General features: G+C 73.7%; 8 protein-coding genes and 1 pseudogene. 5 read left to right on the top strand and 4 right to left on the bottom strand.

Annotation, left to right across the window (positions count from 1 at the left end; genetic code table 11):
• The 3 genes and pseudogenes from ACFWIS_RS10370 to ACFWIS_RS10380 form a co-directional block, all read left to right on the top strand.
• Positions 1–245 (top strand): annotated as a pseudogene (locus tag ACFWIS_RS10370) (serine hydrolase); the annotation flags it as partial.
• 362 nt (positions 246–607) lie between these two features.
• Positions 608–1,909: a cytochrome P450 gene (locus ACFWIS_RS10375; protein ID WP_380459682.1), complete on the top strand. Its 1,302-nt coding sequence runs from the start codon at positions 608–610 to the stop codon at positions 1,907–1,909.
• Between the two features lie 271 nt (positions 1,910–2,180).
• On the top strand, positions 2,181–4,016 hold the full coding sequence (locus tag ACFWIS_RS10380; protein WP_380459680.1) for a protein kinase: 1,836 nt from the start codon (positions 2,181–2,183) through the stop codon (positions 4,014–4,016).
• 68 nt (positions 4,017–4,084) lie between these two features.
• On the opposite strand, the gene ACFWIS_RS10385 is transcribed toward ACFWIS_RS10380, so the two are convergent.
• Together ACFWIS_RS10385 and ACFWIS_RS10390 are read right to left on the bottom strand one after the other, a co-directional pair.
• Positions 4,085–7,024: a BTAD domain-containing putative transcriptional regulator gene (locus tag ACFWIS_RS10385; protein WP_380459678.1), complete on the bottom strand. Its 2,940-nt coding sequence runs from the start codon at positions 7,022–7,024 to the stop codon at positions 4,085–4,087.
• A 244-nt stretch (positions 7,025–7,268) separates the two neighbouring features.
• Entirely contained in the window at positions 7,269–7,682 is a 414-nt protein-coding gene (locus ACFWIS_RS10390) for a Fur family transcriptional regulator (protein ID WP_380459676.1), read from the bottom strand.
• 229 nt (positions 7,683–7,911) lie between these two features.
• Between ACFWIS_RS10390 and katG the strand changes: the two genes are divergently transcribed.
• The gene (gene katG / locus ACFWIS_RS10395) at positions 7,912–10,128 is read left to right on the top strand and encodes a catalase/peroxidase HPI (protein WP_380459674.1); all 2,217 of its coding nucleotides are present in this window, start codon (positions 7,912–7,914) and stop codon (positions 10,126–10,128) included.
• Positions 10,129–10,251: 123 nt separating this feature from the next.
• On the opposite strand, the gene ACFWIS_RS10400 is transcribed toward katG, so the two are convergent.
• Together ACFWIS_RS10400 and ACFWIS_RS10405 are read right to left on the bottom strand one after the other, a co-directional pair.
• A complete protein-coding gene (locus tag ACFWIS_RS10400) occupies positions 10,252–10,950 on the bottom strand; it encodes a response regulator (protein WP_380459672.1) in 699 nt (232 codons plus the stop codon).
• Positions 10,950–12,191: a sensor histidine kinase gene (locus ACFWIS_RS10405; protein ID WP_380459670.1), complete on the bottom strand. Its 1,242-nt coding sequence runs from the start codon at positions 12,189–12,191 to the stop codon at positions 10,950–10,952. Before ACFWIS_RS10405 ends, ACFWIS_RS10400 begins: the two co-directional genes overlap by 1 nt.
• Before the next feature lie 207 nt (positions 12,192–12,398).
• Here ACFWIS_RS10405 and ACFWIS_RS10410 point away from each other — a divergent pair, with 207 nt between their 5' ends.
• Positions 12,399–13,091 (top strand): ABC transporter ATP-binding protein, encoded by a 693-nt coding sequence (locus tag ACFWIS_RS10410; protein WP_380459668.1) that lies wholly within the window; start codon positions 12,399–12,401, stop codon positions 13,089–13,091.
• The last annotated feature ends 146 nt before the right edge of the window (positions 13,092–13,237 follow it).

Raw genomic sequence — 13,237 nt, forward strand, 5'->3', positions numbered from 1 at the left:
CGCGTGCCCGGCGCGCTGGCCGCCGTCCGTGACGCGGCCGGTCGCACCCGTACCTACACCGCGGGGGCCGGGGACCGGGTCACCGGCGCGAAGGTACCCCGGGACGGCCAGGTGCGGATCGGCAGCGTCACCAAGACGTTCACCGCGGTGGTCGTGCTGCAACTGGTCGGCGAGGGCAGGATCGCCCTCGACAACCCGGTCGAGAACTACCTGCCGGCCTCGTCCGCGGGAAGGGCATCGACGGGAACGGGCGTCCACGGACGGGTGGCGAGCCATGCCGGACGAAACCGGTGCTCCGCTCCCGGGATTCCTGCCGGACCGGTTCCGGCAGGCCGCGATGCCGGATTGGGATGACGTCGAGTCGTCTTTCGGTGAGGCGGATCGGGGTCGCGCCCGGAAGGGTCACAGGGGTTCTTTGAGAAGGATCACCCATATCTTCGTCAACGTCCTCGAGTCCGGCCGTAGTCAAGTGGACACCGGAACATGATCACCAACTATCCTACTGCATAGGGCAGTTACCGCGCCCTTGAGCCTTCTCCGGACATAGCCGGAGCTCGTTCAACCAGGTGCTGGTGGGCCGCCGGGGGGCGGCGTACGGTCGGTCGTTATGAGCATCGATCAGGCGCACGTGAACCAGATCTTCTTCCCCGAGACGTATGCCGACGGTGTGCCGTACGACCTGTTCCGTGAGCTGCGGGCCGAGGCACCGGTCTGCTGGGTGGAGGAGCCGGCGGTGCGGGAGTGGCCGGCCGGGCCTGGGTACTGGGCGGTGCTGCGACACACCGACGTGAAGCACGTGCTGCGCAGCCCGGAGGACTTCTCCTCGAACCTCGGTGCGACCCAGATCCGCGACCCCGACTCGGCGGCTGACCTCGACTTCGCCCGCACCATGATGCTCAACCAGGACCCGCCGGACCACTCCCGGCTGCGCCGTGCCGTCGCCGCCGCCTTCACCCCGCGTGCGCTGCACGACCTGACCACCGACATCGAGCGTCGCGCAGCAGAACTCATCGCCGCGATCCACCCCTTGGGTGAGGTGGACTTCGTGCCCATCGTCGCCGATCTGCCCGTGTGGACGCTCGCACGCATCCTGGGCGTACCGGAGCAGGACCGGCAACTGCTGGTCGACTGGTCGAACCGCGTGATCGGCTACCAGGACCCCGATTACGCCCAGTCCAGTACCGCCGATCCGTCCCGGCTCACCGACGCGGGACGCGCCGCGCTCGCTCACCGCCCCGTCGTCGGCACCGCGCCGGACGGACGGCTGGTTAACCCGCGCTCGCGGGCGGCTCTCACCGACATGTTCGCGTATGCCCACGCGCTCGCCGAACAGCCGTCGCCGGGCACCATGGTCGCCCGCATGCGGGAGGCAGGACTGAGTGTTGCCGAGTTCGAGACAATGTTCTTTCTATTCGGAGTCGCTGGCAACGAGACGCTCCGCAACGGCCTGCCCGGCGGGCTGTACACGCTGCTCGGCCACCCCGACCAGTACCGCGAGCTGTGCCGGCGGCCCGAACTGACGGCTTCGGCCGTGGAGGAACTGCTGCGGTTCTGGCCGCCGGTCCTGGAGTTCCGGCGCACCGCCACCCGGGACGTGGTTTTGGCCGGGCAGGCGATCCGGCGCGGGGACAAGGTGGTGGTCTACCACGCCTCCGCCAACCGCGACGAGACCGTCTTCCCCGAACCGGACCGCTTCGACATCGCCCGCACCCCGAACGACCACGTGAGCTTCGGCTACGGCCCGCACTTCTGCGTCGGTGCCCAGCTCGCCCGGATCCAGCTGTCGGTGATGCTCCGCCGGATCACCGCCGAGCTGCCCGGCCTGGAGCTCGCCCCGGGCCCGCCGCCGAGGCGGCTGGTCTCCAACTTCCAGAACGGGTTGAAGGAGCTGCGGATCCGCTGGCGATAGCGCCGGGCCCTCGTCCTCGCGCGGCGGGGGCGTGGAGCGCCTCGATGAGCGCTTCGACACGGGCGTTGACGTGGGCGGTCGCGGGTGGATCGGCGGGTGGGGGAGAGCGTGGGGGCGGAATGGTCCAGGCCAAGCGTCGTTCATAGGATGGCAAGTCAGTAGTTATTTGTCGGAGTCACGATCTTCGGGGGCGCCACGGAGCCGGGCACGCCCGTGGAGCCGGGCGGTCCCCGGATCCGCTCCGGTCATCGGGCTCGATTCGAGGAGAACCATGCGTGACACCGTCCTCGCCGACCGCTACCGGTTGGTCGACTGGTTGGGCGGCGGCTCGATGGGCGACGTGTGGCTCGCCGAGGACGAGGTCCTGGGCCGCCGGGTGGCGGTCAAGCTGGTGAAGGCGGCCCTGCTGGAGGAGCCGGGCTTCGCCGAGCGCTTCCACGCCGAGGCCCGCGTCATGGCGCAGCTGCGGCACCCGGGCATCGTCGGGGTGTACGACTACGGGCACGACACCATCGACGGGCAGCGCTCGGTCGGGTACCTGGTCATGGAGCTGATCGACGGTGAGCCGCTGAGCGCCGTGCTGGAGCGCCGCGGTGCGCTGCCGGTCGCGGAGGCGCTCCAGCTGGCGCTCCAGGTGCTGGAGGCCCTGGAGGTCGCGCACGAGTCCGGGGTGGTCCACCGGGACATCAAGCCGGCCAACCTGATGGTCCGTGGCGACCGGACGGTGATCGCCGACTTCGGCATCGCCCGGCCGGGCTGCGACGCCCGGCTGACGGTCCCCGGGGTGGTGCTCGGCACCGCCGCGTACCAGGCGCCGGAGCAGGCGTCCACCGGGACGGTCACCGCCTCCGCCGACCTCTACGCGCTCGGCGTCGTCCTCCACGAGTGCCTGGCCGGGCAGCTTCCCTTCGACGGGGAGACCGCCCTGGAGGTGATCCTCAAGCACCTGACGGAGCCCGTGCCGCCGCTGCCCGAGGAGGTGCCCGCGCCGGTGCGGGCGCTGGTCGGGCGGGCGATGGCGAAGGAGTCCGGCGAACGCTGGTCCGACGCGGCGGCCATGGCCACGGCGGTGCGGGAGGCCCTCGCGGCGGTCGGGGAGGAGGTGCCGGCGGCCCCGGAGCGGCCCCGGTCGAGACCGGTCGCCGCCGCTCGTACGGCGCGGACCCGGCCCGGCCCGCGCGCGCTGGTCGGGGTGACGGCGCTGGTGCTGCTCTGCATGGGCGGGGCCGCCGGGGCGACGGTGATCCGGCCCGACCGGGAGGCCGCTCCGGCCGGAGCCTCGGCCGCCGGGGTCGCCGACCCGGGCGTGCCGGGCGTGCCGGGCATGCCGATCTCGGCGCTGACGGAGGAGCGTCCGCTCGCCGCGCCGCAGACCGGTGCCGCGACGGCTCCGGCGCCGTCCGACGGCCCGTCGGCGGGTGCCGGGAGCCCCGCTCCGGACGCCGGACCCGGGCCGGTCACCGGGCCGACCCCGGCCGTTCCCGGTCCGTCGCCAGCGGTGCCCGCCGCCGGCCCGAACCCCGCCCCGCCCGCGCCGGTCCCCACCGCCCCGGCCCCGCCCGCCGTCCGCGACCCGGCCACCCAGCCCCCGCCCGCCACCCGGGAACCCACCCCGCCCAACCCGCCCGCCACCTCCGAACCGGCCACACCCAGCACGACGCCGCAGCCCACCCAGTCGCCCCGGCCCACCCAGCCGCCGGCGCCGCAACTGCCCACCACGGCCACGCAGATCACCGCCAACGGCGCCGCGCTGGACAACTACCAGTCCAAGAACGAGGACGGCAACGGGATCAACACCTACTACGCCAACGGCACGCTGGCCCAGACCTGGCGGCTGGAGAAGATCGCCGGCGGGAAGTACTACCTGCGCAACGGCGCCAGCGGCTACACCAAGGTGCTGGACCTGGACAAGGGCACCCGGAAGGTGCAGATCTGGACGAATCCACCGGCCGCCGAGAACCAGATCTGGGACCTGGTGCCGGTCGAGGGCGGGTACCTGATCGTCAACGACTGGAGCAAGGAGTGCCTGACGTCCTACGGCGTCGGCTACTGGGCCGGGGTGTCGGCGTGCTCGAACGCCAAGGGCCAGGTGTGGGCGATCTCCTGAGCCGCCCCGGTGGCTGAGGCCACCTGGCGGCCGCGGTGGCCGGGGCTACCCGGCAGCCTCGGCCGGGGCTACCCCGGCAGCCAGGACGGCCACTGCCGCCGGGGCCGGTCGGCGGGGCGGCCGAGGCCGATCAGGGCGGACAGCCGGTCGGCCTCGGGGGAGGCGATGGCGGACAGGATGTCGTACGCCTCCGACCGGCACGCCCGGGCCGCGCCCTCGTCGTCGTCGGCGGCGCGGTCGGCGAGCGCGTCGCCGAGCGCCGCCAGGGCCAGGCCGCGGCCCCGGCGGTCGCCGTCGAGGGTCAGCACCTCGACCGCCCGGTCGGCGGTCTCCACCGCCTCGGCGCCGCGTCCGAGGGCGCGCAGCGACTCGGTGAGGCGCAGCAGGGTGCGGCCCGTCCGGCGCAGGTCGTCGGGTCGCAGCAGGTCGAGGGCGCCGCGGTGGTGGCGCAGGGCCTGCTCGAACTCGCCGCGGTCGTGGGCGATGGTGCCCAGCGATTCGAGGGCGAGCGACTGGAGCTCGCGGTCGGCGAGCTGGTGGCAGATCAGTAGGGACTGGTCGACCACCCGGACCGCCGCTTCGAACCGGCCGAGCTCGGTGAACGCGCCCGCCAGGTTGAGCAGTTCGCCCGCCACCGCTCGCCGGTCGCCGAGCCGCTCCCGGACCGAGATCGCCGCCGTGAAGCCGTCGACCGCGTCGGCCGGTCGGCCGACCTGGACGAACAGGGCGGCGAGGGAGGCGTGGGCCAGGGCGAGCAGTGGGCCCGGCAGGTCGTGGGCGGTGCACAGGTCGCGGGAGCGGAGCAGCTCGCCGAGGGCGGCGGGTTCGGAGCCGACCTCGGTCAGCAGGCGTCCCAGGACGAGCCGTGCGCTGACCTCGGCGCCCCGGTCGCCCTGCCGCAGGGCGGCCTGGAGCAGCACCTTGGCCGAGTGTCCGAGCGGCCGGGTGGCCTGCCCGGTGTCGCACAACAGACTGCAGTCGAGCAGGAGTTCGGCCGCCAGGTCGAGCCGGGCCGGGTCCGGGAGGCCCGCGTACTGGCCGACCAGGGCGCCGATGCCCTGGTACTCGCGGCGGGCGCGGACCACCGCGCGGGCGTCGGGGGCGGCCGGTGCACCGGCGCCGGGCAGGGCGGCGCGGGCGGCGGACGGGCCGAGGGCCGCGACGGTCTCGGCGTGGTGGTGGACCATCAGTCGGGTGAGGACGGCGGCGGGGTGGTCCGCCGCCGGGCTCGGGCCGGTGAGCCGCTGGGCGAAGGCGCGCAGCAGGTCGTGGTACCGGTAGCGGTCCGGCGGCGCGGTCTCCAACATCGAGCAGTCGACCAGCGACTCGGCCAGCTCCTCGGCCTCGTCCTCGGGCAGGCCGAGCACCGCCGCGACCGCGCCCGGCGACAGGTCGGGCACCTCCGGCACGGCCAACAGGCGGAAGGCGCGGGCCTGTTCGGGATCCAGCTGGTCGTACCCGAAGCGGAACGCCGACTCGACGGCGAGGTCCCCGGTGCGCAGCACGTCCAGCCGGCGGCGGTTCTCGGAGAGCTTGTCGAGCAGCCGCGCCATGGTCCAGCCCGGCCGGCAGGCGAGGCGGGCGGCGAGGATGCGCACGGCCAGCGGGAGGTGGCCGCAGAGCCGGACCAACTCCAGGGCGGTGTCGGCCTCGGCCCGCAGCCGTTGCTCGCCGATCACCCGGCCGAGCAGGTCGAGGGCCTCCTGCGGGTCGAAGGCCGGCAGCTCGACGACGTGCGCGTTGGGCAGCGCACCGAGCCTGACCCGGCCGGTGACGAGCACCGCGCAGCCGGGTCGGCCGGGCAGCAGCGGCCTGATCTGCTCGGCGTCCCGGGCGTTGTCGAGGACCACCAGCACGCGCCGGCCGGAGAGCAGTGAGCGGAACTGGGCGGAGCGTTCGGCGAGCCCGGTGGGCAGCGCGTCGGCGGGCATCCCGAGCGAGCGGAGGACGGCGCCGAGGGCCTCCTCGGCCGGGGTCGGGCGGCCGTCCGCGCCGTGCAGGTCGACGTAGAGCTGGCCGTCCGGGAAGTCGTCGGCCAGGCCGTGCGCGACGTGCACGGCCAGGGCCGTCTTGCCGACGCCGCCCAGGCCGGACACCGTCGCCACGGGCATGGCGTCCGGGGCGAGCAGGGCGGTCCGCAGCGCCGCCGTCTGCGCCTCGCGGCCGGTGAAGTCGGAGAGGTCGGCCGGCACCTGGGTGGGCCGTACCGGGGCCGGGTGCGACGGGCGGGCCGGGGCGGTGCCGGTCCGGGACGGCGCGGGCGTTATCAGGGCGGCGTCGGCCGCCAGGATCCGGCGCTGAACCTCGCGCAGGCCGGGCCCGGCGGCGACGCCGAGCTGCGCCCGCAGCCGCCGGTCGGTGGCGCGGTACACGCTCAGCGAATCGGCCTGCCGGCCGGTCCGGTAGAGGGCGAGCATCAGCAGCTCGGCGAAGCGCTCCCGGAGCGGGTGCTCGGCCACGGCGGCGGTGAGTTCGGCGACGGTCCGGCCCGACGGGCCGAGCTCGACCTCGGCCTCCAGACAGGACTCCAGGACGGCCACCCGGCGTTCGGCCCACTCGGCGCGCTGCCGCTCGACGTACGGCCCGGGGAGTCCGGACATCGGCTCGCCCCGCCACAGGTCCAGGGCGGAGCGGAGCGTGGTGGCGGCGACGGCGTGCTCCCCGGCGAGCCGCAGTTCCCTCGCCTCGCCGATCAGCTCCTCGCAGCGGTGGGTGTCCAGTCCGCCGGCGTCCAGGGTGAGCAGGTAGCCCCCGCCGAGCGAGGTCAGCGGGGCGGGCCCGAGGACGCGGCGCAGCCGGTGGACGTACGTCCGGATCACGGCCGAGGCCCTTGCGGGCGGCTCCTCGCCCCACAGGTCGTCGATCAGCTGGCCGACCGGTACGGGGTGGTTGGCCCGCAGTAGCAGCGACATCAGCAGGCTCCGCTGCTGCGGCGCCCCGAGCGTCAGCTCGCCGCCGTCGCGCCACCCGTGCACCGGCCCCAGCACCGCGAACCGCAAACCAGCCACCGGCCGTCTCCCCCCTCTGCCCGCCGCAATGAACCCCCGGCGCATCTTACCGACCGCATCGCCGCTGGTCAGAGCCTCCTTCGTCGGGAGCCGAGGGCGGAGTCACGGCCTGCCACGGCCTGCCACGGCCTGCCACGGCCTGGCGCGAACGCGCGAACGCGCGAACGCGCGAACGCGCGGGGGCACGGGCGCACGGGCCACGGGCAGTGGAGGGGAGCGGGCAGCGGCGGAGCGGGGGGCGCCGTCAGCCCGCGCAGGTGGGGCAGAGCCCCCGGTAGGTGATCTCGGCGCCGGAGACGGTGAAGCCGAAGCGCTGGTCGGTCGGGAGGTCGGCGAGCGGGCTGCCGACCGGGTGGACGTCGCGGATGGCACCGCAGCCGGTGCAGACCAGGTGCTGGTGGGGGTGGTGGGCGTTGGGGTCGTAGCGCTTGGCCCGCCCGTCGGTGGACACCTCGATGACCTCGCCGAGGGTGACCAGCTCACCGAGGGTGTTGTAGACCGTCGCGCGGGAGATCTCCGGGAGGCGTTCGGCGGCCCGGGCGTGCACCTCGTCGGCGGTCAGGTGCACGTGCTCGCCGTCCAGGACCTCGGCCACGACACGCCGCTGGGAGGTGAGTCGCCAGCCGCGCTCGCGCAGCCGCTCCAGCAGGTCACTCATAACGGTTCACCTATTCAGGTCACGGGGAAGACCGGAGTTTACCAACGCGGATCCCGGGGATTCCGGCTCCCGACCGGATATGGGTTTGGTGTCTTTCTTGACGTGGATCACGTCCATCGTAGGATCGGCTCCGGCGCTAGCCTGGGTATCGGCAGTATCCGGATAGCAGCACTAGGTGCCGTAGGTAGCAGATAGACACCGTGATCCGCCTTTCTAGGGAAGGATTCCCATGTCTGAGAACCACGATGCAACCGTTGTAGAGGCGGGCGCGGGCGTCTGCCCGGTCAACCACGGGCGCGCGCTCCACCCCACCCAGGGCGGCGGGAACCGCCAGTGGTGGCCGGAGCGGTTGAACCTCAAGATCCTCGCCAAGAACCCCGCCGTCGCCAACCCGCTCGGCGCGGACTTCGACTACGCCGCGGCGTTCGCCGCCCTCGACCTCCCGGCCGTCAAGCGGGACATCCAGGAGGTGCTCACCACCTCGCAGGACTGGTGGCCGGCCGACTTCGGCTACTACGGCCCCTTCATGATCCGGATGGCCTGGCACAGCGCCGGCACCTACCGGATCAGCGACGGCCGCGGCGGCGCCGGCGGCGGGCAGCAGCGCTTCGCCCCGCTGAACAGCTGGCCCGACAACGCCAGCCTGGACAAGGCCCGCCGCCTGCTCTGGCCGGTGAAGAAGAAGTACGGGCGCAGCCTGTCCTGGGCCGACCTGATCGTCCTGACCGGCAACGTCGCCCTGGAGGGCATGGGCTTCGAGACCTTCGGCTTCGGCGGTGGCCGGGTCGACGAGTGGGAGCCCGACGAGGACGTCTACTGGGGCCCGGAGACCACCTGGCTGGGCGACGAGCGCTACACCGGCGACCGCGAGCTGGAGAGCCCGCTGGCCGCCGTGCAGATGGGCCTGATCTACGTCAACCCCGAGGGCCCCAACGGCAATCCGGACCCGGTCGCCGCCGCCCGCGACATCCGCGAGACCTTCTACCGGATGGCGATGAACGACGAGGAGACCGTCGCGCTGATCGCCGGCGGCCACACCTTCGGCAAGACCCACGGCGCCGGCCCGGCGGACAACGTCGGTCCGGACCCGGAGGACGCGCCGATGGAGCAGCAGGGACTCGGCTGGAAGAGCCGCTACGGCACCGGCGTCGGCGGCGACGCCATCACCAGCGGCCTCGAGGGCATCTGGACGGCCACCCCGATCACCTGGGACAACAGCTTCTTCGAGACGCTGTTCGGCTACGAGTGGGAGCTCACCAAGAGCCCGGCCGGCGCCCACCAGTGGAAGCCCAAGGACGGCGCCGGCGAGGGCACCGTGCCGGACGCCCACGACCCGGCCAAGCGGCACGCCCCGATCATGCTCACCACCGACCTCTCGCTGCGCTTCGACCCGGTGTACGGGCCGATCTCCCGGCGCTTCCTGGAGAACCCGGCGGAGTTCGCCGACGCCTTCGCCCGCGCCTGGTACAAGCTCACCCACCGCGACATGGGCCCGGTGGTGCGCTACCTCGGTCCGGAGGTCCCGAGCGAGCAGCTGCTCTGGCAGGACCCGCTGCCGGCCGTCTCCTACCAGCAGGTCGGCGCCGCGGACGTGGCGGACCTCAAGCGGCGGATCGCGGCCACCGGGCTGTCGGTCTCCGAACTGGTCTCCACCGCCTGGGCGGCGGCCTCCTCCTTCCGCAACAGCGACAAGCGCGGCGGTGCCAACGGCGGCCGGATCCGGCTGCAGCCGCAGGCCGGCTGGGAGGTCAACGAGCCGGACCAGCTGGCCGCCGTGCTGCGGGCGCTGGAGGGCGTGCAGCGCGACTTCAACGCGCAGGCCGGCGACACGCAGGTCTCGATGGCCGACCTGGTGGTGCTGGCCGGCGGCGTCGGTGTCGAGCAGGCGGCCAAGGCGGCCGGGCTGGCCGTCGAGGTGCCGTTCGCGGCGGGCCGGGTGGACGCCCCGCAGGAGCTGACCGACACCGAGTCCTTCGCCGCGATGGAGCCCAAGGCGGACGGCTTCCGCAACTGGGTCGGCAAGGGCAACCGGCTGCCGGCCGAGTTCCTGCTGCTGGACAAGGCGAACCTGCTGGGCCTCAGCGCGCCCGAACTGACCGTTCTGGTCGGCGGGTTGCGCGTGCTGGGGGCCAACCACCAGCAGTCCGCGCACGGTGTGCTGACCGAGACCCCGGGCGTGCTGACGAACGACTTCTTCGTCAACCTGCTGGACCTGGGCATCAGTTGGTCGTCCACCTCGGAGGACTCCCACACCTTCGAGGCCCGGGACGCCTCCGGCGCGGTCAAGTGGACCGGCACCCGCGCAGACCTGGTCTTCGGCTCGAACTCCGAGCTGCGGGCCGTCGCGGAGGTGTACGCGAGCGACGACGCCAAGGAGAAGTTCGTGGAGGACTTCGTCGCGGCCTGGGTCAAGGTCATGAACGCGGACCGCTTCGACCTGGTGTGACACCGCTGAGGTAGTCGGGAGCCCCGGGGGTGCGAACCCCCGGGGCTCCCGTACGTCGTCACGGTGCCGCGCGCGTCGTCACGGTGCGCCGGCGCGTGTCGTCACGGTGCCCCGCGCGTGTCGTCACGGCGTTCCGGGCGTTCCCACGCTGACCAGCCCGGTCTCGTACGCCGCGACCACCACCTGAGCGCGGTCCCGCAGGCCCAACTTGCCCAGGATCCGGGCCACATGGGTCTTCACCGTCGCCTCGGAGAGCTGCAGCCGGGCGGCGAGTTCGGCGTTGCTGAGGCCGCGGGCGAGCAGCCCCATCACCTCCAACTCGCGCGGGGTGAGGGTGGCCAGTTCGCGGTGCGGGGCGGCCGCGTCCGGGGCGGCCGGGCGGGCGAAGCGCTCCACCAGGCGGCGGGTGATCGCGGGAGCGAGCAGCGCGTCGCCGGTGCGGACCAGCCGGACGGCGGCGGCCAGGTGTTCCGGGGTGACGTCCTTGAGCAGGAACCCGCTGGCCCCGGCGGCCATCGCGGCGTACACGTAGTGGTCCAGGTCGAAGGTGGTCAGCATGATGATCCGGGGCGCGTCGGCGCTGCGTTCGGCGAGGATCCGCCGGGTGGCCTCCAGGCCGTCCAGTCCGGGCATCCGGATGTCCATCAGCACCACGTCCGGTCTGCTCCGGCGGACGGCGGCGACGGCCTGCTCGCCGTCCTCGGCCTCGGCGACCACCTCGATCCCCTCGGACTCCAGGATCAGCCGGAAGCCGATCCGGACCAGCGCCTGGTCGTCGGCGACCACCACGCGCAGCGGCCGCTCCTTCTCTCCGGTGGCCATCAACTCTCCAGGGGTATCGAGGCCGTGACGCGGTAGCCACCGCGCGGCCGGGGGCCGGTGTGCAGGGTGCCGCCGTAGACGGCGAGGCGTTCGCGCAGTCCGAGCAGGCCGCGGCCGTTGCCGGTGGCGGCGGCGCCGGTGGGGCGGCCGCCGGTGTCGGTGACCTCCACCCGCAGGTGGTCGGCGGCGTAGTCGACGGTCACCGCGGCGTCGGCGCCGCCCGCGTGCTTGACGGTGTTGGTGAGCGCCTCCTGGACGACCCGGTAGGCGGCGAGTTCGACCCCGGGCGGGACGGTCCGCCGCTGCCCGGACACGGTCAACTCCACCGGCAGTCCGGCCCGGCGGACGCCCTCGACCAGGGCGTCCAGCCGGCCCAGGCCGGGCTGCGGGCTGAGGTCGGCATCGGCTGCCGGATCCTCCCCGGCGCCCGAGTCGATGGTCAACAGGCCCATCACGTGCCGCAGTTCGGTCATCGCCGCGCGCCCGCCGGACTCCACCGCGGCCATCGCCTCGCGGGCCTTGTCCGGGGCGGTGTCGAGGATCTTGCGGGCGGCCCCGGCCTGGATCGTCATCATGCTCACGTTGTGGGTCACCACGTCGTGCAGCTCCCGTGCGATGCGCGCCCGTTCGAGCTCCACCGCGCGGTCCAGCGCGGTCAGCTGCTCGCGCTCCAGGGCGGACAGCCGCTCCCGTCCCTGCTCCACCCGGCGGCGCCACATCCGCAGTTCGTAGGCGACCGCGAACACCGGTACCAGGACGAGCACGGCCACCACCGAGTTCGGGAAGTGCGGCAGCTTGGCGGAGTCGAACAGCACCACGAGCGCGGCCGTGGCGGCCGCCAGGCTCACCGGCAGTGCGGCGGTGCGGCGCCCGTACCCGGCCGCGCTGTAGGCGGCGACGATCACCGCCACGCCCGCCGAGTACGCGATGTCCTCGGACTGCCCCCGCACCAGCAGCGCGGCCGGCAGCACCGTCCACAGCACCGCCAGCGGGTGGCGCCGGCGCAGCACCAGCGGCAGCGGGAGGAGCGGCACCAGCAGTAACAGCCCGGTCCACGCGGGGTCGTTCGGGCCGCCGGCGATGGCGGCGTAGCGGCCGGAGGTGAACGAGAGGAACAGGGCCAGGGCCAGGTCGAAGGCCTGGCCGCGCCGGGTCGGCCGGGGTGGGGGAGGTGCGCCGCCCGCGCCGCCGCCCGGGCGGGCGCCGGCGAGCAGCCGTTGTACCGCGGGGTGGTTGATCACCGGGACATTGTGGCGGTCGGCCGTCGCCCGGGACAGCCCCGCGAGCGGCGGCGGCCGGTACACCGGTCGACTACCTCGCAAGGATGACGCCGGCGGCCGTACGCCCGACGCGGTACGGAACCTGCGGCCGGCGGCGGACGCGGTGCGGTGCCGTCCGTCCGTACCTTCGTCCTCGTCACCAGGCAGGACAGCACGAGGAGCGGGGACATGAACAACGATCCGGTGATCGAACTGAGCGGTGTGAGCCGCCGCTACGAGGGCGCGCGGGCGGCGCTCGACGGGGTGACGCTGAGCGTCCGGGCGGGGGAGTCGGTGGCGCTGCTCGGCCCGTCCGGCAGCGGGAAGTCCACCCTGCTGAACCTGGTCGCCGGGCTGGACCGGCCGAGCGCCGGGACGGTCACCGTGGCCGGGGTCCGGGTGGACCGGCTGAACGAGAAGGGCTCGGCCAAGTACCGGCGCGGCACGATCGGCATGGTGTTCCAGTTCTTCAACCTGCTGGACGACCTGACGGTGGCCGACAACGTGGTGCTGGCCGGCGAACTGGCCGGAGTCCCCCGGGCCGGGGCCCGGCGGCGGGCCGCCGAGTTGCTGGAGTCGCTCGGCATCGACCGGCACGCCCGCGCCCACCCCGGCCGGCTCTCCGGCGGCGAACGCCAACGGGTGGCGGTGGCAAGGGCGTTGATGAACAATCCGCCCCTGCTGCTGGCCGACGAGCCGACCGGCGCACTGGACTCGGCCTCCGGCGAGGACGTCAAGGAGCTGTTCCGGGAGCTGCACCAGGACGGCCAGACCATCCTGATCGTCACCCACGACCTGACCCTCGCCGAGGACTGCGCCACCCGGACCGTCCGGATGCGGGACGGCCGGGTTGAGTCGGACACCGCGGCGGTGGCGGCATGAGTGAGCGAAGCATGGGGGTCCCCCCGGCCGAAGGCTGGGGGAGAATCATCAAGGGGTGCGTGTTGCGCGAAGCGCCTGCCGAGCGTGGCGAGGTGGGCGCATGAGTGAGCGAAGCGAGCGAATCATCAAGGGGTGCGTGTTGCGCG

Source organism: Kitasatospora sp. NPDC127060 (assembly GCF_042724935.1).
Lineage (GTDB): Bacteria > Actinomycetota > Actinomycetes > Streptomycetales > Streptomycetaceae > Kitasatospora.

Coding starts and splice junctions, on each gene's coding strand:
- ACFWIS_RS10375 (WP_380459682.1), top strand. CDS start 608: ATGAGCATCGATCAGGCGCACGTGAACCAGATCTTCTTCCCCGAGACG.
- katG (WP_380459674.1), top strand. CDS start 7,912: ATGTCTGAGAACCACGATGCAACCGTTGTAGAGGCGGGCGCGGGCGTC.
- ACFWIS_RS10380 (WP_380459680.1), top strand. CDS start 2,181: ATGCGTGACACCGTCCTCGCCGACCGCTACCGGTTGGTCGACTGGTTG.
- ACFWIS_RS10400 (WP_380459672.1), bottom strand. CDS start 10,950: ATGGCCACCGGAGAGAAGGAGCGGCCGCTGCGCGTGGTGGTCGCCGAC.
- ACFWIS_RS10390 (WP_380459676.1), bottom strand. CDS start 7,682: ATGAGTGACCTGCTGGAGCGGCTGCGCGAGCGCGGCTGGCGACTCACC.
- ACFWIS_RS10410 (WP_380459668.1), top strand. CDS start 12,399: ATGAACAACGATCCGGTGATCGAACTGAGCGGTGTGAGCCGCCGCTAC.